This window comes from Nocardioides sp. NPDC087217 (genome assembly GCF_044744805.1).
Classification (GTDB): Bacteria; Actinomycetota; Actinomycetes; order Propionibacteriales; family Nocardioidaceae; genus Nocardioides.
Map to the genome: position 1 here is coordinate 1,402,789 of NZ_JBIUZB010000002.1, position 24,253 is coordinate 1,427,041.

The 24,253-nt window shown below is 70.9% G+C and carries 18 protein-coding genes; 4 read left to right on the top strand and 14 right to left on the bottom strand.

The annotated features are described in order from the left end of the window. The first annotated feature begins 22 nt into the window (after window positions 1-22). Window positions 23-4,711 carry a DNA glycosylase AlkZ-like family protein gene (locus ACIO3S_RS14175; protein WP_400464488.1) on the top strand — a complete coding sequence of 1,563 codons (4,689 nt, stop codon included), beginning with the start codon at window positions 23-25 and terminating at the stop codon, window positions 4,709-4,711. 4 nt (window positions 4,712-4,715) lie between these two features. Next, entirely contained in the window at window positions 4,716-5,468 is a 753-nt protein-coding gene (locus ACIO3S_RS14180) for a DNA-formamidopyrimidine glycosylase family protein (RefSeq protein ID WP_400464491.1), read from the top strand. Here the strand turns inward: ACIO3S_RS14180 and ACIO3S_RS14185 are convergent. The 10 genes from ACIO3S_RS14185 to ACIO3S_RS14230 form a co-directional block, all read right to left on the bottom strand. Beyond that, entirely contained in the window at window positions 5,465-5,707 is a 243-nt protein-coding gene (locus ACIO3S_RS14185; RefSeq protein WP_160022459.1) for a hypothetical protein, read from the bottom strand. The genes ACIO3S_RS14180 and ACIO3S_RS14185 overlap by 4 nt on opposite strands. A gap of 113 nt (window positions 5,708-5,820) precedes the next feature. Beyond that, window positions 5,821-6,108, bottom strand: coding sequence for a helix-turn-helix transcriptional regulator (locus tag ACIO3S_RS14190; protein WP_160022457.1), 288 nt, complete (start codon window positions 6,106-6,108; stop codon window positions 5,821-5,823). A gap of 60 nt (window positions 6,109-6,168) precedes the next feature. Then, on the bottom strand, window positions 6,169-6,654 hold the full coding sequence (locus ACIO3S_RS14195; RefSeq protein ID WP_400464495.1) for a CinA family protein: 486 nt from the start codon (window positions 6,652-6,654) through the stop codon (window positions 6,169-6,171). Window positions 6,655-6,720: 66 nt separating this feature from the next. Then, window positions 6,721-8,694: an ExeM/NucH family extracellular endonuclease gene (locus tag ACIO3S_RS14200; RefSeq protein WP_400464498.1), complete on the bottom strand. Its 1,974-nt coding sequence runs from the start codon at window positions 8,692-8,694 to the stop codon at window positions 6,721-6,723. A 154-nt stretch (window positions 8,695-8,848) separates the two neighbouring features. Further along, window positions 8,849-9,472 carry a CDP-diacylglycerol--glycerol-3-phosphate 3-phosphatidyltransferase gene (gene pgsA / locus ACIO3S_RS14205; protein ID WP_400464501.1) on the bottom strand — a complete coding sequence of 208 codons (624 nt, stop codon included), beginning with the start codon at window positions 9,470-9,472 and terminating at the stop codon, window positions 8,849-8,851. A gap of 10 nt (window positions 9,473-9,482) precedes the next feature. Beyond that, window positions 9,483-10,886, bottom strand: a complete 1,404-nt coding sequence (gene rimO, locus ACIO3S_RS14210; protein ID WP_400464646.1) for a 30S ribosomal protein S12 methylthiotransferase RimO — start codon at window positions 10,884-10,886, stop codon at window positions 9,483-9,485. Between the two features lie 106 nt (window positions 10,887-10,992). Continuing rightward, the gene (locus ACIO3S_RS14215) at window positions 10,993-11,415 is read right to left on the bottom strand and encodes a universal stress protein (protein ID WP_350718269.1); all 423 of its coding nucleotides are present in this window, start codon (window positions 11,413-11,415) and stop codon (window positions 10,993-10,995) included. Beyond that, the gene (locus ACIO3S_RS14220) at window positions 11,415-12,938 is read right to left on the bottom strand and encodes a tripartite tricarboxylate transporter permease (RefSeq protein WP_400464504.1); all 1,524 of its coding nucleotides are present in this window, start codon (window positions 12,936-12,938) and stop codon (window positions 11,415-11,417) included. Before ACIO3S_RS14220 ends, ACIO3S_RS14215 begins: the two co-directional genes overlap by 1 nt. 10 nt (window positions 12,939-12,948) lie before the next feature. After that, window positions 12,949-13,479 (bottom strand): tripartite tricarboxylate transporter TctB family protein, encoded by a 531-nt coding sequence (locus ACIO3S_RS14225; protein WP_400464507.1) that lies wholly within the window; start codon window positions 13,477-13,479, stop codon window positions 12,949-12,951. After that, window positions 13,476-14,525 carry a Bug family tripartite tricarboxylate transporter substrate binding protein gene (locus tag ACIO3S_RS14230; RefSeq protein ID WP_400464510.1) on the bottom strand — a complete coding sequence of 350 codons (1,050 nt, stop codon included), beginning with the start codon at window positions 14,523-14,525 and terminating at the stop codon, window positions 13,476-13,478. The genes ACIO3S_RS14225 and ACIO3S_RS14230 overlap by 4 nt, the downstream gene beginning before the upstream one ends. 101 nt (window positions 14,526-14,626) lie before the next feature. On the opposite strand from ACIO3S_RS14230, the gene ACIO3S_RS14235 reads away from it, so the two are divergent. Together ACIO3S_RS14235 and ACIO3S_RS14240 are read left to right on the top strand one after the other, a co-directional pair. Continuing rightward, on the top strand, window positions 14,627-16,309 hold the full coding sequence (locus ACIO3S_RS14235) for an ATP-binding protein (RefSeq protein WP_400464512.1): 1,683 nt from the start codon (window positions 14,627-14,629) through the stop codon (window positions 16,307-16,309). Further along, complete coding sequence (locus ACIO3S_RS14240) at window positions 16,306-17,031, top strand: response regulator (protein ID WP_350718279.1); 726 nt, start codon at window positions 16,306-16,308, stop codon at window positions 17,029-17,031. Before ACIO3S_RS14235 ends, ACIO3S_RS14240 begins: the two co-directional genes overlap by 4 nt. A gap of 9 nt (window positions 17,032-17,040) precedes the next feature. On the opposite strand, the gene ACIO3S_RS14245 is transcribed toward ACIO3S_RS14240, so the two are convergent. From ACIO3S_RS14245 to ACIO3S_RS14260, 4 genes are all read right to left on the bottom strand, one after another. Beyond that, window positions 17,041-18,057 carry a LacI family DNA-binding transcriptional regulator gene (locus ACIO3S_RS14245; protein WP_400464515.1) on the bottom strand — a complete coding sequence of 339 codons (1,017 nt, stop codon included), beginning with the start codon at window positions 18,055-18,057 and terminating at the stop codon, window positions 17,041-17,043. Between the two features lie 23 nt (window positions 18,058-18,080). Further along, complete coding sequence (locus tag ACIO3S_RS14250) at window positions 18,081-19,451, bottom strand: glycoside hydrolase family 16 protein (RefSeq protein WP_400464518.1); 1,371 nt, start codon at window positions 19,449-19,451, stop codon at window positions 18,081-18,083. Between the two features lie 201 nt (window positions 19,452-19,652). Next, window positions 19,653-21,563: a helix-turn-helix domain-containing protein gene (locus ACIO3S_RS14255; RefSeq protein ID WP_400464521.1), complete on the bottom strand. Its 1,911-nt coding sequence runs from the start codon at window positions 21,561-21,563 to the stop codon at window positions 19,653-19,655. Beyond that, window positions 21,560-24,244 carry a DNA translocase FtsK 4TM domain-containing protein gene (locus tag ACIO3S_RS14260; protein ID WP_400464524.1) on the bottom strand — a complete coding sequence of 895 codons (2,685 nt, stop codon included), beginning with the start codon at window positions 24,242-24,244 and terminating at the stop codon, window positions 21,560-21,562. Before ACIO3S_RS14260 ends, ACIO3S_RS14255 begins: the two co-directional genes overlap by 4 nt. Window positions 24,245-24,253: the final 9 nt, after the last annotated feature.

Below are 24,253 nucleotides of genomic sequence, written 5' to 3' on the forward strand. Positions count from 1 at the left end.
TGGTCGCGACTAGGTTTGTCCCATGAGCCGAGAAGATGGCTTCGAGCTCCGCTTCAGCGATACGGATTCGGCGTTGGCGCGGTTCAGCGACCCGACACGTACGTGGTTCGCGGCTGCCTTCGCTGCGCCGACCGCGGCGCAGGCTGGTGCCTGGGAGGCGATCGGGGCGGGGCGCAACGCGCTGGTGGTCGCGCCCACCGGTTCGGGCAAGACGCTGAGCGCGTTCCTGTGGTCGATCGACAAGCTGCTCAGCGAGCCGGTGCCGGAGAAGAAGCAGCGGTGCCGGGTGCTCTACATCTCCCCGCTCAAGGCGCTCGGCGTCGACGTGGAGCGCAACCTGCGCAGCCCGCTGGTCGGGATCAGGCAGACCGCCGAGCGGCTGGGCGTGGAGGCGCCCGAGGTGCGCGTCGGCGTGCGGTCGGGCGACACGACCGCTGCCGACCGGCGCAAGCTGACCACCGCTCCCCCGGACATCCTGATCACCACCCCCGAGTCGCTCTTCCTGATGCTCACCAGCCAGGCCCGCGAGACGCTGCGCAGCGTCGAGACGGTGATCGTGGACGAGGTCCACGCGGTCGCGGCGACCAAGCGCGGCTCTCACCTGGCGCTGACCCTGGAACGTCTCGACGCGCTCCTGGACAAGGCTGCCCAGCGGATCGGGCTCTCCGCGACCGTACGGCCCTTGGAGGAAGTGGCTCGTTACCTCGGTGGCGCCCAGCCCGTCGAGATCGTCGCGCCACCGGCGGAGAAGCGCTGGGACCTCAGCGTCGTCGTGCCGGTCGAGGACATGACCGCGCCGAGCGCCTACGGCGAGGAGGAGGACGACGACCCGCAGCGGGCCTCGTCGATCTGGCCCCACGTCGAGGAGCACGTCGCCGACCTGGTCACCGCCCATCGCTCCACCATCGTCTTCGCCAACTCCCGGCGGATCGCGGAGCGGCTGACCGCCCGGCTCAACGAGATCGCCTCCGACCGGGTCTTCGAGACCGGTCCGCCGCCCGCGCAGGTGATGGCCCAGTCGGGGCAGTCCCACGGCGCGGTCCAGGTGATCGCCAAGGCCCACCACGGAAGCGTGTCCAAGGAGCAGCGTGCGCTGATCGAGGACGATCTCAAGTCCGGTCGGCTGCCCGCCGTGGTCGCGACCTCCAGCCTCGAGCTCGGCATCGACATGGGCGCGGTCGACCTCGTCGTCCAGATCGAGTCGCCGCCCAGCGTCGCCTCCGCTCTCCAGCGCGTCGGGCGAGCCGGCCACCAGGTCGGCGAGATCTCCCGCGGCGTGCTCTTCCCGAAGCATCGCGGCGACCTCGCCCAGACCGCGGTCAGCGTGCAGCGGATGCGGCAGGGCCTGATCGAGTCGATGAGCCTCCCGGCCAACCCCCTCGACGTACTCGCCCAGCAGATCGTCGCCGCCACCGCGCTGGACACCTGGGACGTCGACGAGCTGTTCACGCTGGTCAGAAGGACGGCTTCGTACGCAACCCTCCCCCGCTCCGCCTACGACGCCACGCTCGACCTGCTCGCCGGGCGCTATCCGAGCGAGGAGTTCGCCGAGCTGCGTCCCCGGATCGTGTGGGACCGGGTCGCCGGGACCGTGACCGGGCGTCCGGGAGCGCAGCGGCTGGCCGTCACCAGCGGAGGCACGATCCCCGACCGCGGGCTCTTCGGGGTCTACCTGGTCGGCGAGGGGACCGGAAGGCGCGTCGGCGAGCTCGACGAGGAGATGGTCTACGAGTCCCGGGTCGGCGATGTCTTTGCCCTCGGCGCGACCAGCTGGCGGATCGAGGACATCACCCACGACCGGGTGCTGGTGACCCCGGCTCCCGGCATCCCCGGACGCCTGCCGTTCTGGAAGGGCGACTCGCTCGGCCGGCCCGCGGAGCTCGGCGAGGCCGTCGGCGCCTATACCCGCGAGCTCGCCGCGCTGCCTGCGAAGAAGGCCGAGGCGCGAGCACAGGAGGACGGCCTGGACGCATACGCCGCCGCCAACCTGGTCACCTACCTGCACGAACAGGCCGAGGCCACCAACGTCCTCCCCTCCGACAGCAACATCGTCGTCGAGCGCTTCCGCGACGAGCTGGGCGACTGGCGACTGGTGGTCCACTCCCCCTACGGCCGCCCGGTCCACGCACCGTGGGCGCTGGCGATCAACGCGCGGATCCGGGAGCGCTACGGCGTCGACGGGCAGGCCATCGACAGCGACGACGGCATCGTGATCCGCCTCCCCGACACCGATGCCGAAGCACCGACCGGCGAGATCATCGTCTTCGAGCCCAACGAGATCGAGGACCTGGTGACCACCGAGGTCGGCGGGTCGGCGCTGTTCGCCAGCCGCTTTCGCGAGTGTGCGGCGCGGGCCCTGCTGCTCCCCCGCCGTGACCCCGGCCGTCGCTCGCCGCTGTGGCAGCAGCGCCAGCGCTCCGCCGCCCTGCTCGAGGTCGCCTCGCAGTACCCGAGCTTCCCGATCATCCTCGAGGCCGTACGCGAGTGCCTCCGCGACGTCTACGACCTGCCCTCCCTCGTCGGCCTCCTCCGCCGCATCGAGCGCCGCGAGATCTCGATCGTCGACGTCGCCACCCCGACCCCCTCCCCCTACGCCCAGTCGCTCCTCTTCGGCTACGTCGCCCAGTTCCTCTACGAGGGCGACTCACCCCTGGCCGAGCGCCGCGCCGCCGCCCTCACCCTCGACCAGGGCCTCCTCGCCGAGCTGCTCGGCCGGGCCGAGCTCCGCGAGCTCCTCGACCCAGAAGTCCTGGCTGAGGTCGAGTCCGAGCTCCAACGCCTCGCCCCCGGCCGGAAGGCCCGCGGCGCCGAAGGCATCACCGACCTCATCCGCACCATCGGCCCGCTCACCATCGACGAGATCACCGCCCGCACCACCCCCGCCGAGACGTCACGTACGTCGGGCGAGACGTCAGCTACGTCGCCCGAGACGTCACCGACTGCCATCTCGGCCGACGCGAGTGACGCTTCGACCGACGCCAGCGACGCCTCGGCCGACCGGGGTGACGTCTCGGCGATGCTGGAGGGGCTCGCCACGGCTCGACGGGTGGTCGAGGTGCGGGTTGCCGGGGAGGCTCGGTGGGCGGTGGTCGAGGATGTGGCCAGGCTCCGGGACGGGCTGGGGGTGGCGGTCCCTCCGGGCGTACCGTCGGCGTTCACCGAGCCCATCGAGGACCCGGTCGGCGACCTGGTCTCGCGGTATGCGCGCTCGCACGGACCGTTCACGGCCGCCGACGTGGCCTCGCGGCTGGGGCTGGGCGAGGCGGTCGTCCGGCACGCCCTCGCGCGGCTCTCGGCGCGCGGACGGGTGCTCGACGGGGAGTTCCGGCCCGGCGGGAGCGGGCTGGAGTGGTGTGACGCCGACGTGCTCCGGATGCTGCGGCGACGCTCGCTGGCCCGGCTGCGCAAGGAGGTCGAGCCGGTCGAGCCGGCGGCGCTGGGCAGGTTCCTGCCGGCGTGGCAGAAGACATCCGTACGCAAGGGCGCGCTGCGCGGCGTCGACGGGGTGCTGAGCGTGGTCGACCAGCTCGCCGGCTGCCCGGTCCCGGCCAGCGCGCTGGAGAGCCTGATCCTGCCGGCCCGGGTGGTGGACTACGAGCCCGCGTTCCTGGACGAGCTGACCTCCGGCGGCGAAGTGCTCTGGGCAGGCCACGGCACCCTGCCCGGCACCGACGGCTGGGTCTCGCTGCACCCGGCCGACACCGCCGAGCTGACGCTGCCGTCGCCCGCTGAGATGCCACCAGGGCCGCTCGCCGAACGGCTCCTCGAAGCCTTGGCGCCCGGCGGCGCCTGGTTCTTCCACCAGCTCGCCCGGACCATGGCGGCCGACGACGAGAAGACTCCGAGCGACGCGGATCTGAGCGCGGCGCTGTGGGAGCTGGTCTGGTCGGGGCGGGTCAGCAACGACACCCTGCTGCCGTTGCGGTCGCTGACCCGTTCCGGCACGCCGTCGCACCGCTCCCGCCGGCCACCACCGCGCGCCCGCGGCGGGCGCTACACCGGCGGTGCGCGGATGCCGGCCCGGGCCGGTCTACCGGAGACGGCCGGGCGATGGACGATCCTGCCCGAGCCCGATCCCGACCCGACCAAGCGCGCCCACGCGGCCGCCGAGCGGCTCCTGGACCGCCACGGTGTGGTCACCCGCGGAGCGGTCCAGTCCGAGCGCACCCCGGGCGGGTTCGCCGCCGTCTATAAGGTGCTCAGCGCGTTCGAGGACTCCGGCCGGGCCCGCCGTGGCTACTTCGTGGAGGGCCTGGGCGCGGCCCAGTTCGGCACCGCGGGATCGGTCGACCGGCTGCGTACGTTCTCCCGGATCGAGCCGGCCGACAAACCGGTCGCCCTCGCGCTCGCCGCGACCGACCCCGCCAATCCCTACGGCGCGGCCCTCCCGTGGCCGGTTGCGGAGGAGGGCCATCGGCCCGGCCGCAAGGCGGGCGCGATCGTGGTGCTGGTCGACGGCGAACTGGCGATGTACGTCGAACGCGGCGGCCGCACCCTGCTGACCTGGTCGGAGGATCCCAACCTTCTCGAGCCCGGCGCCGAGGCGCTCGCCGAGGCCGTCCGGAGAGGGGCGCTGGGGCGGCTCACGGTCGAGAAGGCGGACGGCGCCCCGCTGCTCGGCTCGGGAGACACCCCGCTGCGCCAGGCGCTCCAGTACGCCGGCTTCGTCGCCACCCCGCGCGGCCTGCGCCTGACCTCGCCGAGCAGGTGAGGTCGTGCCCGAGGGTGACGCGGTGCTCCGGACCGCCCGCAGGCTCGACAAGGGACTGGCGGGCCAGGTGCTCACACGTACGGACTTCCGGGTGCCGCAGCTGGCCACGGCGGACCTGTCCGGCGGCACCGTGCGCGGGACGCTGACCCGCGGCAAGCACCTGCTGAGCCGGATCGACCATCGCACCGGCGAATGGACGCTGCACACCGACCTGAAGATGGAGGGATCCTGGCGGGTCTTCGAGGCGGGCCGGCGATGGCCGAAACCCGGCTTCCAGGCGCGCGTGGCGCTCCGCACCGAGAAGACCGAGGCGGTCGGCTTCCTCCTCGGCATCGTCGAGCTCGTCCCTCGCGACCAGGAGGAGCGACTGGTCGGCCACCTCGGCCCGGACATCCTCGCCGACGACTGGGACCCCGACGCAGCCGTCGAACGCCTCGCCCGGGAACCCGACCGGCCGCTCTTCGACGCGTTGCGCGACCAGACCAACCTGGCCGGGATCGGCACGATCTACGCCGCCGAGACCTGCTTCATCGCTGGGATCAGCCCGCTGCGTACGGTCGCGGATGCCGGCGACCGGCTCCCCCGCATGCTCCAGCGCACCCGCGACCTGATGCAGGCCGACTGGTCACTCTCCCGCCGGATGTGGGTCTATGGCCGCCGGGCATGCCGACGCTGCGGGGGCACCGTGACCGTCGCCCGCGTCGGCCCCCCGGGCAAGGAGCGCCCGGCCTACTACTGCGCGAGCTGCCAGCCCTAGCGCCCGTGCAGCAGACGCAACCGGATCTGGGCGATCCGGACGCGGGTGTCACGCATGTGGCGGGCGACATGCGTCCGCTCGCCGGGAGCGACCGAGGTGAACTCGTCGCGAAGGATGTTCAGGGTCTCCTCCAGCCCGAAGAGCTCCGCCTCGAGTAGGTCGGGGGAATGCACGTCGCCCTCGAGACACGGTGACGGCACCGTCAGGTCTGGACGCTCGTTCTCGACTGCCATGGTCATCGCACCATCTCCCCATGAATGCGCGAGCCCGTGGTGGGCTCACATCGGCAAGGAGACGGAACGGACCCCGTTGAGACACGGGTGAGGGAATCTCCCCCAGATTGGGGAGAGAATCAAGCGGCGGCGGCGTCGGCCGCGGCGCGGACCGGCATCCGGAGGATGGTGGCCTCTTCGACGGCGACCGCGTGGGAGACGTCGCGAAGGACGTCGGAGAGAGCGACGTCGAGAGCGCTGCAGAGCGAGGCGAGGAGCTCGGAGGAGGCCTCCTTCTGGCCACGCTCGACCTCGGAGATGTAGCCGAGGCTGACTCGCGCCTGCGCGGAGACCTCGCGCAGGGTCATCCCACGCTCCAGCCGCTGGGCACGAAGCACCTCGCCGAGAAGTCGACGGAAGAGCACCATTGCGGTCAGCCTCCTACAGTTCACAAGTCACCGACATCTGGGTGACGTCTTGCTCCAACGCTACCTGACCCCTCGATGTTCCCGCCGAAGTAGTCCGAGTAGTTCATCAACAGCGAACAAACACGTATCACGCTGGATCTCCATGCGCGAGCCCGACAGTCCGAGAAGCGTCGTTGTTTCACCGTGTGGACCGGAAAGGCCCACATAGACCGTCCCGACGGGCTTTCCCTCCTGCTCCTCGGGCCCGGCCACACCCGTGGTCGAGAGTCCGTACGTCGCACCCGACCGCTCCCGCGCCCCCGCGGCCATCGCCGCCGCGCACTCCGCGGAGACCACCCCAACGGTCTCGATCACCGAGATGGGAACACCCAGCAGGGTGTGCTTCAGCTCCGTCGCGTACGTCACGAAACCCCCGCGGAACGTCTTCGACGCGCCCGGCGGATCGGTGAGCAGCGCGGCCAGGCGGCCGGCGGTCAGCGACTCGGCGGTCGCCACGGTGGCGTCGGCTTCCCGCAGAGCGGCATGGAGGTCATCGACTGCTGCCATGGAGAAAAAGGTAGCGGCCCGGTCACCATTTCGGTGACCGGGCCGCGTCGTACGGTTCGCGAGTCGCTAGCCCGCGTTGCGCTCCAGCCCGACGATCACGGGATCGTGGTCGGAGGAGCGGTAGGGCGAGTCGGTGTGCAGGTCGACACCGGTGTAGTTGTAGCGGCTGTACTCCATCAGCAGGGACTCACCCGAGTTGATCGACCAGATGTCCGAGCCGGTGAAGCGGCGCTGAGCGTGCCTGTTGAGCAGCACGTGGTCGAGCGATCCAGCGAGACCCGAGAAGGAGTAGCTGTACTCGTCGTTGCCGCTGAGCGTCTCGGAGTCGGCATAGCCGGCCTGGTAGAGGACCTGCATCGGGTCCTCCTGGGTGTAGGAGTTGAAGTCGCCGGCGAGCGCGACGTCGGTGACCCCCGTCTGAGAACGGATCGAGGAGACCCAGGAGACCAGTGCGGTGGCCTGGCGGACCCGCGACTCGTTGGAGGCACCCTGGCCGTCGCCGGTGTCGCCGTCCCCCGGCCACGGGCCGGGCGAGCCCTTCGACTTGAAGTGGTTGACCACGAAGAAGAACGGTGCGCCACCGTCGGCGGGCTTGAAGATCTGGCCGATGGGCTCGCGGGCGTTGCCGAAGGCCTGGTCGTCGCCGCTCTGGTCGCCCAGCGCACGAGCCTCACCGATGCGGCGTACGGCCGAGCGCTTGTAGATGATCGCGTTGGTGATCACGTCGGCGCCGGACGCGTCGGGCAGCTCGGCCGAGGACGGGTTGGCCGTCCAGACCTTGCGGCCGGCGGCCGCGTTGAGCGCGGCGACCAGCGAGTTGGTCGCCTCGTCCGGGGTCTCGCCCAGGCGGGCGGAGTTCTCGATCTCCATCAGGCCGACGACGTCGGCGTCGAGCGCGTTGATCGCCGAGACGATCTTCGACTGCTGGCGGCCGAAGTCGGCCGGGTCCCAGGCGCCGCGCTGGTCGCAGCCGCCGCTGACGTTGTTGCCGTCGCCGGCGCGGTCCTTGTAGGCGGTGCAGCCACCATCACCGACGTTGTCGTCGTTGGCGTCGCCGAGCGTGGTGAAGTAGTTGAGCACGTTGAAGGAGGCGATCTTCACGTCGGCGCGGCGGCCGATCTTGTGCTCGTCGGGGGCGTCGGTGCGTACGTCACCGAAGTCGGCCGGCCACGACGCCGGGTCGGCGGTGGCGACCTGGGTCGGCTGGAAGCGGTAGGTCGGCGCCGAGGGCGAGCCGCCCTCGGAGAGGATCACCGGGCCGCGGAAGTCGACGGAGGCTCCGACCACGACGGGCGCGGTGTTGGAGACGTAGGGGATCGTCCGGCTCGTCGGCGGGCGCAGCGTGGTCGAGGAGCCGTCGTCGAGCACGATCCCGCGAGCGGCGTTGTCGGCCTCGACGGCCTCCGCCTCGGCCGACCCGGGACGGGCCACCTCGGTCGGCTGGAGCAGCGGGCGGTCGCCCTGGGCCAGGCCGAGCTCGCCGAAGTTCTCCACACCGTAGGTGTTGCTCACGGTGACGTCGCCCTGGGGCGCGAAGAGCATCCCCTCCAGCGACTCCTTCTGCGCGGCGGTCGCCGGCCACTGCGACACGACCGGGTCGATCGACCCGGTGCCGTCGGTGACGATGTCGGCGGCCGTGGGCACCGAGATCTCGGTCAGCCCGGCGTACTCGGTCACCGCACCGGTCACGGTCACCGCGTCACCCGGCTTGACCGTGACGGCACCTGCCGAGCGGGGCTGGTAGACGAAGACCGCGTCGGAGGCGTCGTGGGACCCGAGGTCGAGCGACCCGCCCGTGCCCGGGGTCTGGAGGTAGAAGCCGAAGAAGCCGCCCGAGGGGTAGGCGGCGGTGACGATGCCACTGGTCGTGACGGTCTCACCGACGAGCGGGCTGGCGGTGCCGGTGCCCTGGATGTCGGCGATGGTGACGGCCTCGGCCGTCGTGGCGGCGCGCGCGGTCGGGATGGCGACCGCGCCGATGCCGGCGACGGCGGCTGTCAGGCCGACCACCGAACCGAGCACCTGACGTGCTGAGAACATGGATGACTCCCCGCATGGAAGTAGAAGGCGATGGGCGGTCTGCCCGATTCAGCACCGACCGAAACCACGCGACCATAACGCGGCGTACGCCCTCACGGCGGGGATCTTGGGTGAACGTCCGGTAACGGAGTTACAACTACCCGAAATTGGAGATCTACGAGGAGCGGAGCGCGGCGCGCTGCTTCCAGACGCCGTGGAAGAACTGCGCGCCCGACCACATCGTCAGCGCGACCGCCACCGCGAGGCAGATCTGGAAGGCGTAGAAGAGCAGTTCCCAGACCAGGGCGTCACCGAAGGCACCGCCGTGGGCCGAACCGTGCGGCAGCGGCAGCAGCAGACCGCCGAGGGCGACCGCCTGCACCGTGGTCTTGATCTTGCCGAGCTGGTCGGCGGCGATCACGATCTTCTTGAGCACCGAGAGCCGCAGCAGGGTGACGCTCCACTCGCGCAGCAGCACGATGATGGTCACCCACCACCAGATGTCGCCGACGATCGAGAGGCCGATGAAGGCCATCCCCGTGACCGCCTTGTCGGCGATCGGGTCGGCGATCTTGCCGAAGTCGGTGATCAGGTTGTGCTTGCGGGCGAGGTCGCCGTCGATCTTGTCGGTGATCATCGCCAGCACGAAGATCACGAACGCGACCCAGCGCAGCGTCGGGTTGTCGCCGCCGTCGGCGAGCAGCGCCCACGCGAAGAACGGCACGGCGAGGATCCGCAGCGTGGTCAGCGCGTTGGGTACGTTCCAGTTGCTGGTCTTCTCGGCCGTCGTCTCGTTCACGGGCTGCACCTTAACCGTTCACCATCGCGACCAGGTCAACGCCTTCGGAGGCGATCACCGTCGCGCTCACGAGATCACCCGGACGTACGCCAGCGACGTCTCCTTCGAGGGACGTCATCCCGTCGACCTCGGGGCCCTGGTGAGCGGCCCGGCCGAGGATCTCGCCGTCTTCGACCTCCTCGACGAGCACGACGACCTGCTCGCCGATCCGCTCCTCGGCGCGCTGGGCGGTGAGCTCCTCGACGAGCTCGTTGACGTGCTCGACGCGGGCGCGGATCTCGTCGGCGTCCAGCTTGAGCGAGTCGTCGAAACCGGCAGCCTCGGTGCCCTCCTCGTCGGAGTAGCCGAAGACGCCGGTGACGTCCATGCGCGCGGCGACCAGGAAGTCGGTGAGGATCTGGAGGTCCTCCTCGGTCTCACCGGGGAAGCCGACGATCACGTTGGACCGCACCCCGGCCTCGGGCGCGTAGCCGCGGATCTGCTCGAGCAGGCCCAGGAAGCTCTCCGGGTCGCCGAACCGCTTCATCCGCCGCAGGACGGCGTTGGAGGCGTGCTGGAAGCTCAGATCGAAGTAGGGCGTCACGCCGGGCGTGGTGGCGATGACCTTCAGCAGGTCGGGCCGGGTCTCGGCGGGCTGCAGGTAGGAGACGCGTACGCGCTCGATGCCGTCGATACCGGCCAGCTCCGGCAGGAGCGTCTCGAGCAGGCGGATGTCGCCGAGGTCCTTGCCGTAGGAGGTGGAGTTCTCCGAGACCAGGAAGAGCTCCTTGACACCCTGCTGGGCCAGCCACTGGCCCTCGTGAAGCACGTCGGAGGGGCGTCGCGAGACGAACGAGCCGCGGAACTGCGGGATCGCGCAGAAGGTGCAGCGCCGGTCGCAGCCGCTGGCCAGCTTCAGCGGCGCCCACGGGGCGTCGTCGAGCCGCGTACGTCCCGCGAAGCCGGGCACCTGGTCGACCGCGGCCATGCCGGGGACCGAGATGGCGGAGGCGTCGCGCTCGACCGGGGAGATCGGGAGCAGCAGGCGCCGGTCCTGAGGTGTGTGCGGGTGGTGGGCCTCCCCGCTGAGGATGGAACGGAGCTTGGCGGCGATGTCGGGGTAGTCGTCGAAACCGAGCACCGCATCGGCCTCGGGGAGCTCGGCGGCCAGGTCCTTGCCGTAGCGCTCGGCCATGCAGCCGACCGCGACGACGGCCTGAGCCCGGCCGGTCTCCTTGAGATCGGCGGCCTCGAGCAGCGTGTCGACCGAGTCCTTCTTCGCCTGCTCGACGAAGCCGCAGGTGTTGACGACCACGGTGTCGGCCTCGTCCGGGTCGGCGACCAGCCGGAAGCCTCCCGCCGTCAGCCGGCCGGCGAGCTCCTCGGAGTCCACCTCGTTGCGGGTGCACCCGAGGGTCACCATGGCGACGGACACGAGGGGCTGGTCGGTCTCGGCGGAGGGTTCGGTCGCAGTGCTCATCACCGTGAAGTATGACGGGCACACCCGCCTGAGACCGAACCCTCGCGCCGGGACGAGGCGATCAGTCGGGCACGGAGCCCGGCTTCACGGAGAGGACCGGGCAGGACGCGCCGAGCAGGATCCGCTGCGCGACGCTGCCCATCAACAGCTTGCCGACCGGCGTGCGCCGCCGCAGACCGACCACGACCAGCTTGGCGTCGAGCTGCTCGGCGGCATCGAGGACGGCGCCGGCGACGTCCGGGTCGATCGACTGCCGGATCTCGTGCGGCCGGCCCGACTCGGTGAGCCGGCGTTCGAGCTCGCCGACCTGCTCCTCGAGGGCGTAGCGGTCGTCGACCAGGGCGTCGCCCCGGGAGGCGTTGACGACCACGACGCCACGGTCGCGGCGCTCGGCGTCGGCCAGCGCCCAGTCCAGCGCGACCGAGCCGTAGACGTCGGGCGCCCACGCCACGACCACCCAGCCACCTGCGGGGGTCTCACTCATCACAACACCTTCTCCTTCTCGTCCTCGACCTCGGCCGACTGCTCGGCCCGTGCCCGGAGCCGGGCGATGAACGGCCGGCCCAGGATGAACAGCGCGATCAGGACGTAGATGACCACCGCGAGCGGCTCACTCAGCAGCGCCGCGTAGTCACCGCCCGAGATCGTCAGCGCCTCCCGCAGCTTGGTCTCCATCAACGGCCCCAGGATGACACCCAGGATCAATGGGAGCACCGGCAGTCCGAAGCGGCGCATCATCAGTCCGAGCAGACCGAAGGCCACCAGCAGCGCGATGTCGAACGGGTCCAGGTTGGTGGCGTACGCACCCAGGCAGGCGAAGAACAGGATGCCCGCGTAGAGCTGCGGCCTCGGGATCCGCAGCAGCCGGGCCCACAGCGGCGCCAGCGGCAGGTTGAGCACCAGCAGCAGGGTGTTGCCGATCAGGAGGCTGGCCAGCAGCGTCCACACCAGGTCGGCGTGGTCGGTCATCAGCTGCGGACCGGGGGTGATGCCGTAGCCCTGGAGCGCGGAGAGCATCACCGCGGCCGTGGCCGTCACCGGCAGGCCGAGAGCCAGCATCGGCACGAACATCCCGGCGGCCGAGGCGTTGTTGGCTGCCTCCGGCCCGGCGACGCCCTCGATCGCGCCACGGCCGAAGTCGCCGCGCTTGGAGAGCTTCCGCTCGGTCAGGTACGAGAGGAACGTCGGGATCTCCGCGCCACCGGCAGGAAGCGCGCCGAACGGGAACCCGAAGGCGGTGCCGCGCAGCCACGGCTTCCAGGAGCGACCCCAGTCGTCGCGTCCCATCCAGGGCCGGCCGACCGGGACCACGTGCGCCGGACGTCGGCGCAGGTGGGCGGCCACCCACAGGGCTTCGCCGAGGGCGAAGATGCCGACCGCGACGACCACGATGTCGAGGCGGTCGACGAGCTGGGTCACGCCGAAGGTGAGCCGCGGCTGGCCGGTGTTGAGGTCGAGACCGACCAGACCGATCGTCAGGCCGAGGAACAGCGCTGCGAAGCCGCGCAGGGCCGAGGTGCCGAGCACCGTCGTGGTCATGACCAGAGCCAGGACCATCAACGCGAAGTACGAGGGCGCACCCAGCTCGACGGCCACGTCGGCCAGAGCCGGCGAGAAGAAGGCCACCAGGATGGTGCCGATGGTGCCGGCGACGAACGAGCCGACCGCGGCAGTGGCCAGCGCCTGCGCGCCACGCCCCGCCCTGGCCATCCGGTTGCCTTCCAGCGCCGTCATCACCGAGGCGGACTCCCCCGGTGTGTTCAGCAGGATCGAGGTGGTGGAGCCGCCGTACATGCCGCCGTAGTAGAGGCCGGCGAACATGATGAACGCGCTGGTCGGCTCGAGCCGGTACGTCACCGGCAGCAGCAGCGCGATGGCCATCGCCGGCCCGATGCCGGGCAGCACGCCGACGAAGGTGCCCAACAGCACGCCGATGGCGGCGTAGAGCAGGTTCATCGGGGTCAGGGCGGACTCGAGCCCACCCATGAGAAGTTCGAAGTTCTCCATCAGTCAGTCCTCACAGGATCCCGTCGAGTACGCCAGGGGTGAGCGGGATGCCCAGACCGACGTAGAAGGCGTACCAGCTGGCGACCGAGAGGACCAGCCCGACGATCACGTCCCGCACGAGCGTTCGGCTGCCGAGGCACCAGGCGGCGCCGGCGAACAGCGCCGCCCCCGAGATCGCCCAGCCGAGCAGGTTCACGGTCGCGACCGTGAACAGCAGGACCGCGACCAGCTTGAGGACCGTCAGCCAGTCGGCCGACGAGCTCAGGTCGACGTCCTCGCCCTCCTCGGGCTCCGGCTGGGAGCCGCGGGCGGTGGCGACCGCCAGCAGCGCACCGACGACGACGAGGCCGGCTCCGATGACGTACGGGAAGACGCGGGGGCCGACCGGGTCGGCGAAGCCGACGTCCAGGCCGGTGGCGTCGACGACGGTATAGATCCCGATGACGACCAGGAACAGGGCCAGGCCGTACTGGCCGACGTCGATCCGGCGCGCGGGACTCGTGGGCTCAGGGGGTTGGGTTTCGGTTTCGTGGACGCTCACAGCAGATCCAGCTCCTTCAGGGTCGAGGCGACGCGCTGGTCCTGCTCGACCAGCAGGTCGTCGAAGTCGTCGCCGGTGACGAAGGCGTCGGTCCAGCCGTTGTCCTTCAGCGCCTGCTGCCACTGCTTCGAGTCGTGCATCCGGGTGAGCAGGTCGATCAGCTCCTGCCGGCGCTCGTCGCTGATGCCCGGCGGGGCGAGTACGCCGCGCCAGTTGAGGAACACCAGGTCGACGCCGCTCTCGGTGAGCGTGGGCGCGTCGGCGAAGACGCCGGTGCCGCGCTCGTCACCCGAGACGGCCAGGACCCGCAGCTCACCGGCCTCCACCTGGCCCTCGAACTCGGCGAGACCGGAGAAGCCGACGTCGATCTTGTGACCCAGCAGAGCGCTGGTGAGCGGACCACCACCGTCGTAGGGGACGTACTTGACCTCCTTCGGGTCGATGCCGGCGGCCTCGGCCAGCTGCATCGGGAAGAGGTGGTCGGGGCCACCGGGTGAGGAGCCGCCGCCGACCACGATGGACTCGGGGTCCTCGGACCAGGCCTTCACCAGGTCGTCGATGGTCTTGAAGGGCGAGTCGGCCGGAACCAGCACACCCTCCTGCTCCTCGATGAGCTGGGCGATCGGGGTGGCGTCCTGGGGGCGGGCGTCCACGCCGAAGGAGTAGGTGGAGCCGACGACGCCCAGACCGATGGTCATGAGCAGGTTGCCGTTGCCCTCCTCGCTCATCAGGCGGGACATCGCGACGGAGCCGCCGGCGCCCAGGATGTTGGTCACCTGGATGTCGCCGCCGGTCATGTTGTCGCGGTCGAGGACCCCCACGGCCGCCCGGCCGGTCTGGTCGTAGCCGCCACCGGGGCTGTTCGGGATCCACATGTCGAGGTCACGGGACTGCTCGCCACGGGTCACGCCGCAGGCCGATGCCGCGGCGAGCAGGCAGGTCACGAGCACGACGGCGAGGGCGCGGGTACGGCGTATGCTCGCTGCCCGGCCCCGCTGCGTCGGCAGCGGCGGTCGGGGCGGGGACTGCGATGTCGGCGTCGACAACGGCTGGCCTCCAGACTCAGGGGGATGAAACGGTCAGTGGCGATGGTCACAGTCAGGGGTGACCGCCGTCACTATTCGGCAACCAAAGGAGGTTGTGTAACTTGTGGCCACAGCGACCGCGGCGCCACCTGTCGCTGGCAGGGCAGGTGCTGCTGCTGCAGCTCTCGGTGCTGCTGCTCGTCGTCGTGGCGACCAGCATCGTCTCCCTGCGGCAGAGCGACGCCGACTTCCGTGACTCCCGCGAGGACCGGCTGCGCGCCGCCGCGGAGAGCCTGGCCGGGATCGCGGCGGTCCAGGACGGGCTGACCAGCAGCGCTCCCGACCGGCAGGCCCTGGGCTTCTACCTGCAGACCCGGGCCGCGGACGCGGGCGCCGACACCGCCTACCTCACCGCGCTCGACGGCACGGTCCTCGTCGCCACCGACCCCACCCGGGTCGGCGAGACCCTCGATCTGGGCAGGCGCGAGACGAGCCGGGCCTGGTCCGGCGACATCGACGACGCCGGCCGCCGGGCGATCGCCGCCCAGGTCCCGGTCTACGGCGGTGGCTCGACCGGCGCTGACGCCGAGGCGCCGCGTCCGGTCGGCGTGGTCGTCGTGACCGAGGACTATCCGCCGCTGACCGAGCGCCTCGCCCGCACCTGGGCCGACGCCCTTACCGTGCTGCTGGCCGGTCTCGCGCTCGGCGTGCTCGGGTCGTGGCTGCTGGCGCGGCTGATCAAGCGGCGTACGCGTGGGCTGGAGCCGCGCGACATCGCCGCCCTCGCCGACCACCGCGAGGGGCTGCTGCGCTCGATCCGCGAGGGGGTGCTGGCCGTCGGCGCGGACGGGCGGGTCAGCCTGATGAGCGACAGCGCCCGGGAGCTGCTCGGGCTGACCTCGGACCCGACCGGGCACCGGCTCGACGAGCTCGACCTGCCCGCCGAGACCCTCGCCCTGCTCAGCGGAGCCGAGGAGGTGCACGACGCGCCGCTGGTCGCCGGTGAGCGGGTGCTCGTGCTCAACCGCAACCGGGTCCACCACGACGGCCGCCCCGCCGGCACCGTCACCACGCTGCGTGACCGCACCGAGCTGGTGGCACTGCAGAGCGAGCTCAACGCCCGCGAGAGCGTCACCGAGACCCTGCGGGCGCAGACCCACGAGTTCAGCAACCAGCTGCACACCATCACCGGGCTCCTCGAGCTGGAGGAGTACGCCGAGGTGGGCCAGTTCGTCACCGGGCTGACCGCCCGCCGCGCGGCACTGAGCGACCACATCACCTCCCGGATCGACGACCCCGCGGTGGCCGCCCTGCTCATCGCCAAGGCGAGCCTGGCCGCCGAGCGCCGGGTGAGCATCGACCTGGACGCCACCAGCTCGCTCCCCCGACTCACCCCCGACGGCTCCGCCGACGTGGTCACCGTCCTCGGCAACCTGGTCGACAACGCCGTCGACGCGGCCGCGCTGGTCGGGCCGCTCGACGGTCGGGTCGGCGTACGCCTGACGGCCGAGGGCGAGACCGTGACCGTCCGCGTCTCCGACACCGGCGGCGGCGTGCCGGCCGAGCGTCTGCCCGAGATCTTCCGGCGCGGCTTCAGCACCAAGCCGCGCGACGCCAGCGGCCGCGGTGTCGGGCTCGCGCTGGTGCAGCTGGTGTGCCGTGCACGCGGCGGCGAGGTCGAGGTGGAGAATAGCGGGTCGGCGGAGCGACCCGGAGCGGTCTTCATCGCGACCCTGCCGGGCGCCGCGCCGCTCGCCCCACCCACCACCCCACCCGCCGACAATGCCCCCGAGGAGGCCCGATGACGTCCGCACCGGAGCTCACCGTGCTCGTGGTCGAGGACGACTTCATGGTGGCCTCGATCCACACCCGCTTCGTGGAGCGCGTCGACGGGTTCCGCGTCGTCGGTGTGGCCGCGACAGGCTCCCAGGCGCTCGAGGAGACCGCTCGCCTCTCCCCCGACGTGCTGCTGCTCGACGTGCACCTTCCCGACTTCAGCGGCATCGAGCTGCTGCGCCGGCTGCGCGGACGAGGCGACGACGCCGACGTCATCGTCATCACCGCCGCCCGTGAGGCCGACACGGTGCGGGCCGCGGCGGCCGGCGGCGCCGCCCACTACGTGGTCAAGCCGTTCCCGTTCGAGGACCTGGCCGCCCGGTTGGATGACGTACGCCGCTCCCGCGAGGCGCTCGCCCGGATCGGGCAGCGCGCCGAGGGAGCCGAGGGGGCCGAGCACCGCGACGAGGTCCAGGCCGGCATCGACGAGGTCTTCAGCCACCAGGGCGCACGCGAGACTCGTGAGCGGCTGCCGAAAGGGCTCAGCGCGGAGACCGCCCGGGCCGTGCTGGCCGCGCTGCAGGCCGCCGGCGAGCTCAGCGCCACCGAGTGCGCCGAGGAGATCGGAGTCTCCCGGGTGAGCGCGCGCCGCTATCTCGAGCACTTCGCGAGCACGGGCCGGATCGGCGTACGTCTCAACTACGGCACCGCCGGACGCCCCGAGCGCCGCTACCGGGCGGGCGACTCCTGAGCCGTCGGCTCAGGCGGACTCGCGGATCACCAGCCTCGTCGGGAGCACGACGGAGGGCTCGACGTCCTCCCCCGCGACCAGATAGAGGATCTGCTGGGCCAGGCGGGTGCCGATCTCGTGGATCGGCTGGTGCACCGTCGTCAGCGGCGGGTCGGTGAACCGGGCCGCCTCGACGTCGTCGAACCCGATCACCGCCACGTCGTCGGGGACCCGGCGGCCGAGCCGGCGCAGCGTGCGCAGGGCGCCGTCGGCCATCAGGTCGGAGGCCGCGAAGACGGCGTCGATGCCGGGATCGCGCTGCAGCAGCCGCTCCATCGCGTCGATGCCCGACTGGCGCATGAAGTCGCCCTCCTCGACCAGCGGAACCGCCCCCGGCAAGGCTTGCAGACCGGTGAGGTAGCCCGCCAGGCGCTCGCGCCCGGCGACCATGTCCTGCGGCCCGCAGATGGTCGCGATCCGGCGCCGGCCGAGACCGATGAGGTGGTTCATCGCCGCCTCCACGCCGCTGGCGTGCTCGACGTCGATGTACGGCACGGTCGCCTCCCCCAGCGGCCGTCCGCTGGTGACGACCGGGACGCCCGCCGCCCGCAGCTCCTCGGGCAGGGTGTCGGCCCCATGCATCGACGCCAGCACGACGCCGTCGACGGTGCGGCCGTGGACGTAGCGCAGGATCCGGTCGTGGCTCGACTGCGTCGAGGCGAGCAGCAGCACCAGCTGCTTGTCCGCCCTCTCCAGCGCCTCCCCGACACCCCGGATCACGCCGGGGAAGAAGGCGTCGTCGGAGAAGACCCGGGTCGCGGACTCCGGCAGGATCAGGGCGATGGAGTCCGTACGCTGCGTCACCAGGCTCCGCGCCGCCGGGTTCGGCACGTAGCCGAGGTCGGCGATGGCCCGGCGGATGCTCTCGGCGACGTCGGGACGTACGGTCGTGGAGCCGTTGACGACGCGCGAGACCGTCGCTCGCGAGGCCCCGGCCGCCCGGGCCACCGTCTCCAGCGTCGGTCGGCCGGCCGGGGTCTCGTTCATGAGTGGAACCTATCGCCTCCCGCTCACCGGGAGAACGTGAACCAGTTGAGGTTGACGAAGTCGGCCGGCTGACCGCTGGCGAACCGCAGGAACACCGTGTGCGTTCCGGTCACCCCGCTGATGCTGCCCGGGACCGTACGCCAGCTCTGCCAGCCTCCGGTGTTGGCCACCGAGAAGCTGCCGATCGGGGCGTTGTTCACGTTGTCGAGGCGTACCTCGACCAGGCCGCTCACCCCCGCCGGCGCACCGGAGGCGACCCGCGCGGAGAACGTGTGTGCGGCGCTGGAACCGAAGTTCACGCCGTCGTAGCGGAGCCAGTCGCCGTTGCTGAGATAGCCGACGTTCTGACCGCCGCCGGTGTCGGCGGTCGCCTCGGTCTGGGTGCCGCTCTGGGCGTTGTAGGACTCGGCCTGGATCGTGGAGTAGGCGTCCCGGTTGCCCGGGGCGGGCGGGTCGGTCGGCTCGGTGGTGCCGCCGCCCTTGGAGTAGACCGCGACGTAGTCGACCAGCATGGGCACGCCGGAGGCGGTCGCCGAGGTCGGGTTGCCGGGCCAGCCGCCGCCGATCGCGACGTTGAGGATGATGAAGAAGCCGTGGTTGGTCGCGTTGTTCCAGGTCGTCGCGTCGACCTGGTCCGAGCGGACCGTGTGGTAGAGCGTGTTGTCGACGTAGAACCGGATCTGCTGCGGACTGGTGCTGCGGTCCCACTCCATCGCGTAGGTGTGGAACGACGACTGGCAGGTCGAGCCCGGGCAGCCCTGGAGGGTCCCGCCGAGGCCCGTGGTCTCGTTGCACGGGCCGCCGGGCGAGGTGCCGCAGTGCAGCGTGCCCCACACCTGGTTGGCCCCGTTGACGTTCTCCATGATGTCGATCTCGCCGATGCCCGGCCAGTTCCAGTAGTTGCCGCGGAAGGGCTCTCCGAGCATCCAGAACGCCGGCCAGATGCCCTGGGCCGCCGCGCCGGTGACGTTGGGCATCTGGATGCGGCCCTCGACGCGGAGCACGCCGCCCGAGGGCGGCTGGAAGTCGGTACGGGTGGTCTCGATGCGCCCGGAGGTCCAGTTGCCGGCGCCGTCGCGGATCGGCTTGATGACCAGGTTGCCGTTGCCGTCCTGGTAGACGTTCTGGGTGCTGTCGCTGTGGTAGGCGATCTCCCCCGTGCCCCAGTTGGCCGCGCCGCCCGGGTAGGAGTGGCCGATGTCGTACATCCAGTTGTTCGTGTTGATCCGCGACCCGGCCGCACCGGTGAAGTCGTCGCTCCACACCTTCGTCCAGCCGGCCGGTGTGCCCGGCTCCGACGCCTCGGACGCCTGCCCGAAGGATGTCAGTGGGATCGCCACGGCGACCACGCCGGCCGCGACCACAGCGGCTCCTAATGCCTTGAGACTTCTCATGATGACTCGCTTCCCGATGAATGAGCGATGAGTCTGGCGACTCGTGAGAGCGCTCTCTCGGATGTCATGGTCCCAAACCCGATGTGACCCGCGTCACCAAATCCCGATCTCTTTAACAACCCGCCGAGTCGGCGCGTTCTGACCGAAAACAGCGCCGAGTCGGCTCGTCATGACGAGCCGACTCGGCGGGGAAGGCGCGTGCTAGTTGGCGGTGTAGGTGCGTTGAGCGGCGTCGCCAGTCTTGCCGAGAGCCTTGGCCTTGCCGTCGCCGACGGCGACCTTGAGGGACCCGTCGGAGGTCTGTACGCGCAGGGGCGGGGTGACCTGGAGCTCCTTGGACTCACCGAAGGCGAGGTCGCCGCTGAAGACCACCTTGCCTCGCGAGTCGCGGACGACCACGTGGGCACCGCCACCTGCGGCGGAGATGGTCACCGGTACGGGCGAGGACTTGCCGTAGGGGCTGTCGGTGCCGGCAGAGCCGTCGAGCTGGATCGCTCCGGCCTCGGGCTCGTGCTGGGTGCCGTCGATGACCAGGCGCGCGACCGACCAGACCAGGATGACCGCCATCACCGCGGCGACCAGGACCGACCAGGACGGACCGCCACGCATGCGCCGGACCGGGCGGATCGCGGCGCTGTGGGCGAGCTCGGCCTCGAAGACGGCGCGCGGGCTGACCGGGCCGGAGGCGTACTTCTCGTCATAGGTGCGCAGCAGAGGGGCGACCTCGATGCCGAGGACGCGCGCCAGCGTACGCAGGTGGCCACGGGCGTAGAAGTCGCCGCCGCAGGGGCCGAAGTCGTCGACCTCGATCGCCTCGATGACGTGCGGACGGATCCGGGTCCACTCGGCCAGGCCGTCCATGTCCAGGGCGAGCCGGCGGCGGGCCGCGGCGATCTCGGCACCGATCTCGGGGACCTTGGCCGGCACCACCTCGGTGGGCTCGTCGTCGACGCCGTCGATGCGGTGTCCTGAGCTTGTCGAAGGGGCCAGCGCCTTGACGCCTTCGTCGGGCACCGCGATCGCACGTACGCCCTCGGGCTCGGAGTCCTCGAGGTCCTCGTCGACGTCCTCGTCGACATCCGAGTCATCGATCTCCGCGTCGGCGAACGCGGCCTCCGCGAGGTCCAACTGGAGCGCGTTCGCGCCGTGGATGGCGATGGTCTCCTGAGGCTCCTCGGGCACGTAGCGTACGTCCACCCGGACCGCCGTGGAGGGCTCGCGCAGCGGTGCGACCGGCTCCGCCTTCGCCTCTGCCACGAGATTCACTTCGGGCTCGGGGTCGGTCTTCGGCGTCGTCTCGTCCTGGTTCGTGTCCCGGTCCACCTGGTCCTGCTCCGCCTCGTCCACCACGTCTGCGGCATTGATATCAGGCTCGTCCAAGACCCGGAGCATCCGGGGGTTGGTGTCTCCGGCCCGCTCGGAGAGGGGCGGACGGACCGCGGTGTCACCGTCGTCCGAGGCGACATCGGCAGGGTGGTCCTCGGCGCTCTCGTCGGTGTCCGTCTCCGGCTCCTCGACGTCGAGCGCGGGGTCGATCTCGACGACCTCGACGCCGTCGGCGGCGACGATCGCGATGGCCTCGGTGACGTCGTCACCGGCGCCCAGGACGCGGGTGGAGAGACCGAGCGGGAGCGAGAACGGGAGGCCGTAGAGGCGCTCGGTCAGCATCGCCTGGCGCCGGGCGGTCGGCGAGAGCTCCTCGAGCACCTCGTCCTCGTCGTACAGCAGCACGCCGATGCGGCCGTCCTTCCAGAACCGCTCGATCCCGTCCGGACGCGGGGTGTGCTCGACGGACTCGATCTTCGACCACGGGATGCCCTGCCAGGTCTGGCCGAAGCGGAGACGTACGCCCTGCTCGTCCACGAGCAGCAGCGGCATCCGCGAGTCCCAGGCCGTCCAGCCCTGCACCGCCGCGACGACGAGCAGGATCAGGCCGACCAGATAGCCCTCGATGCCGCCGCGCAGCACGAAGGCGATGCCGACGAGCAGCGACGCGAGCGCCACCACCAGCGCGAGGCGGCCGTTGCGGCGTACCTCGACGACGTCGACGTCGTGGGTCTCGACGGTCTCGGCAGGGTCGACGGTCTCGACCGCCGGTGAATTCTCGCTCACATCTCCCCCTGGATTGTTGCGATGACGCCGTCGATCTCGTCCGGCTTGACGAGTACGTCGCGTGCTTTGGAGCCCTCGGAAGGACCGACCACCCCGCGCGACTCGAGGATATCCATCAGGCGACCGGCCTTGGCGAACCCGACGCGGAGCTTGCGCTGCAGCATCGAGGTCGACCCGAACTGGGTCGAGACGATCAGCTCGATCGCCTGGATGACCAGGTCCATGTCGTCGCCGATGTCGTCGTCCAGCACCCGCTTGGACTCCGCCGGGGCGGTCACGTCGTCGCGGTAGGACGGCTCGAGCTGTCCCTTGACCGACTTCACGACCGCGTTGACCTCCGACTCCGAGACCCAGGAGCCCTGCACACGGATCGGCTTGGAGGAGCCCATCGGCAGGAACAGCCCGTCACCCTGGCCGACCAGCTTCTCCGCACCGGGCTGGTCGAGGATGACGCGCGAGTCGGCCAGCGACGAGGTCGCGAAGGCGAGCCGCGAGGGCACGTTGGCCTTGATCAGACCCGTGACCACGTCGACCGAGGGCCGCTGCGTCGCCAGCACCAGGTGGATGCCGGCGGCGCGGGCGAGCTGGGTGATACGTACGACCGCGTCCTCGACGTCGCGCGGGGCGACCATCATCAGGTCGGCGAGCTCGTCGACGATGACGAGCAGGTAGGGGTAGGGCGACAGGACCCGCTCGGAGTCGGGCGGGAGCTGAACCTTCCCGGCACGGACGGCCTTGTTGAAGTCGTCGACGTGACGGAAGCCGAAGTTGGCCAGGTCGTCGTAGCGCATGTCCATCTCGCGTACGACCCAGGCCAGCGCCTCGGCGGCCTTCTTCGGGTTGGTGATGATCGGCGTGATCAGGTGCGGCACGCCCTCGTAGGAGTTGAGCTCGACCCGCTTCGGGTCGACCATGATCATCCGCACCTCGTCGGGTGTGGCCCGCATCAGCACCGAGGTGATCATCGAGTTGATGAAGGACGACTTACCCGAACCGGTCGCACCCGCGACCAGCAGGTGGGGCATCTTGGCGAGGTTGGCGACGACGAAGCCGCCCTCGACGTCCTTGCCGACGCCGGTGATCATCGGGTGGTGGTCGCCGCGCGCGGCGTTGGAGCGGAGCACGTCGCCGAGGGTGACGATCTCCTTGTCGATGTTCGGGATCTCCACACCGACGGCCGACTTGCCGGGGATCGGCGAGAGGATGCGTACGTCCGCGGAGGCCACCGCGTAGGCGATGTTCTTCTGGATGCCGGTGATCTTCTCGACCTTCACGCCGGCGCCGAGCTCCACGATGTAGCGGGTGACCGTCGGGCCACGGGTGTAGCCGGTGACCGCGGCATCGATGTTGAACTCCTCGAGCACCGCCTGGAGCCGGCTGACGATGTCGTCGGAGGCCTTGGAGCGGGCCTTGTGCGGCGAGCCGGGCTTGAGCAGGTCGCTGCCCGGGAGCGTGTAGGCGACGTCACCGGCGAGCATCAGCTGCTCGACCCGCTGCGGCAGCTCGGCGTGCGGCGGCGGCTCGAGGTCGCCCTTGGGGCCCCGCTTCTGACCGGGCCTCGGTGCCCCGTCGGAGACCGCGGGCATGAGGCCCGCCGCATCGCTGGGCACGGCCTCGTCGGGCTGGGTGTCGGCGTCCGGGTCCTCGTCGAGGGCGAGCGCGATGTCGAGCCCATCCTTCTTGCGCTTCTTCTTCGGCTTCTCCTCCTCGAGGAGCGGCGTCTCGTAGGGCTCGAAGCCCTCCGGGTCGAAGGTGTCGTCGTCGGCGAAGAGCTTGTTGCCCCGGCGCACCCGCCGGATGTTGGTGCCGCTCTCGCTCATCTCTTCGGGCGGGGTCAGGCCGAGCGCCCGGTCGCGCAGCTCCACCAGGCGACTCGGCACCTGGTAGAGCGGGGTCCCGGTGATCACCAGGATCCCGAAGACGACCAGAAGGGACAGGAGTACGACGACCACGGCCGTCGAGCGCAGCACGTCGAGCAGCAGGCTGGCCACGACGTAGCCGATCGCACCGCCGGCCCACTGCAGCTCGGTGCTGTCACCCGAGGTGGGCTGCGGGTTGCCGTTGGCGATCTGGATGATGCCGAGCGTGGCCATCAGGAACGCGGCCCAGCCGATCGCGAGCCGGCCGACCGGAGCGGCGTTGACCGGGTCGCGCATCAGCCGGGCACCGGCGACGACGAGCCCGACCGGCACCAGCCAGCCGACCTTGCCGACGACGCCGGCCACGGCGATGCGTACAACGTCGAAGAACTGCCCGCCGAGCTGGAACCAGACGCCGGCGGCGACGAGGACGGAGAGGCCGATCAGGAACAGGCCGACGCCGTCGCGCCGGTGCTCCGGCTCGAGGTCGCTGGCGGCCTGGCCACCGACGCGGAAGATGGCCGCCACTCCCCCGGCGATCGCCAGCCACAGGCTCGCGATGGTCGAGAAGATGGCATCGAAGAGGACCGCGATCGGGCTGGGCCCGTTGCGCACGGCACGAGGTGGCGTACGGTTCGTCGTCTTCCGGTTGGTCGACTTTGCGGCGGGACGGCGCTTGTTCTGGCCCTTGTTCGGCGCTGCCTTTGAGCGGGCCCGGCTCGTGGCCGTTGCTCGCTTTGTCGTGGTCGTACTCCGGGGACGGGTGCTCTTGGTGGTGGTCGAGCTCCGCGAACCCGGCGGGGAAGACGTACGGGTCGCCATACAAGCAGG

What these genes read in the sequence shown, in the direction of transcription:
- ACIO3S_RS14190 (WP_160022457.1), bottom strand. Translation starts at nt 6,108, where the DNA reads ATGGTGCTCTTCCGTCGACTTCTCGGCGAGGTGCTTCGTGCCCAGCGG.
- ACIO3S_RS14215 (WP_350718269.1), bottom strand. Translation starts at nt 11,415, where the DNA reads ATGAGTGAGACCCCCGCAGGTGGCTGGGTGGTCGTGGCGTGGGCGCCC.
- ACIO3S_RS14195 (WP_400464495.1), bottom strand. Translation starts at nt 6,654, where the DNA reads ATGGCAGCAGTCGATGACCTCCATGCCGCTCTGCGGGAAGCCGACGCC.
- ACIO3S_RS14200 (WP_400464498.1), bottom strand. Translation starts at nt 8,694, where the DNA reads ATGTTCTCAGCACGTCAGGTGCTCGGTTCGGTGGTCGGCCTGACAGCC.
- ACIO3S_RS14220 (WP_400464504.1), bottom strand. Translation starts at nt 12,938, where the DNA reads ATGGAGAACTTCGAACTTCTCATGGGTGGGCTCGAGTCCGCCCTGACC.
- ACIO3S_RS14250 (WP_400464518.1), bottom strand. Translation starts at nt 19,451, where the DNA reads ATGAGAAGTCTCAAGGCATTAGGAGCCGCTGTGGTCGCGGCCGGCGTG.
- ACIO3S_RS14185 (WP_160022459.1), bottom strand. Translation starts at nt 5,707, where the DNA reads ATGACCATGGCAGTCGAGAACGAGCGTCCAGACCTGACGGTGCCGTCA.
- ACIO3S_RS14175 (WP_400464488.1), top strand. Translation starts at nt 23, where the DNA reads ATGAGCCGAGAAGATGGCTTCGAGCTCCGCTTCAGCGATACGGATTCG.
- ACIO3S_RS14240 (WP_350718279.1), top strand. Translation starts at nt 16,306, where the DNA reads ATGACGTCCGCACCGGAGCTCACCGTGCTCGTGGTCGAGGACGACTTC.
- ACIO3S_RS14245 (WP_400464515.1), bottom strand. Translation starts at nt 18,057, where the DNA reads ATGAACGAGACCCCGGCCGGCCGACCGACGCTGGAGACGGTGGCCCGG.
- ACIO3S_RS14260 (WP_400464524.1), bottom strand. Translation starts at nt 24,244, where the DNA reads ATGGCGACCCGTACGTCTTCCCCGCCGGGTTCGCGGAGCTCGACCACC.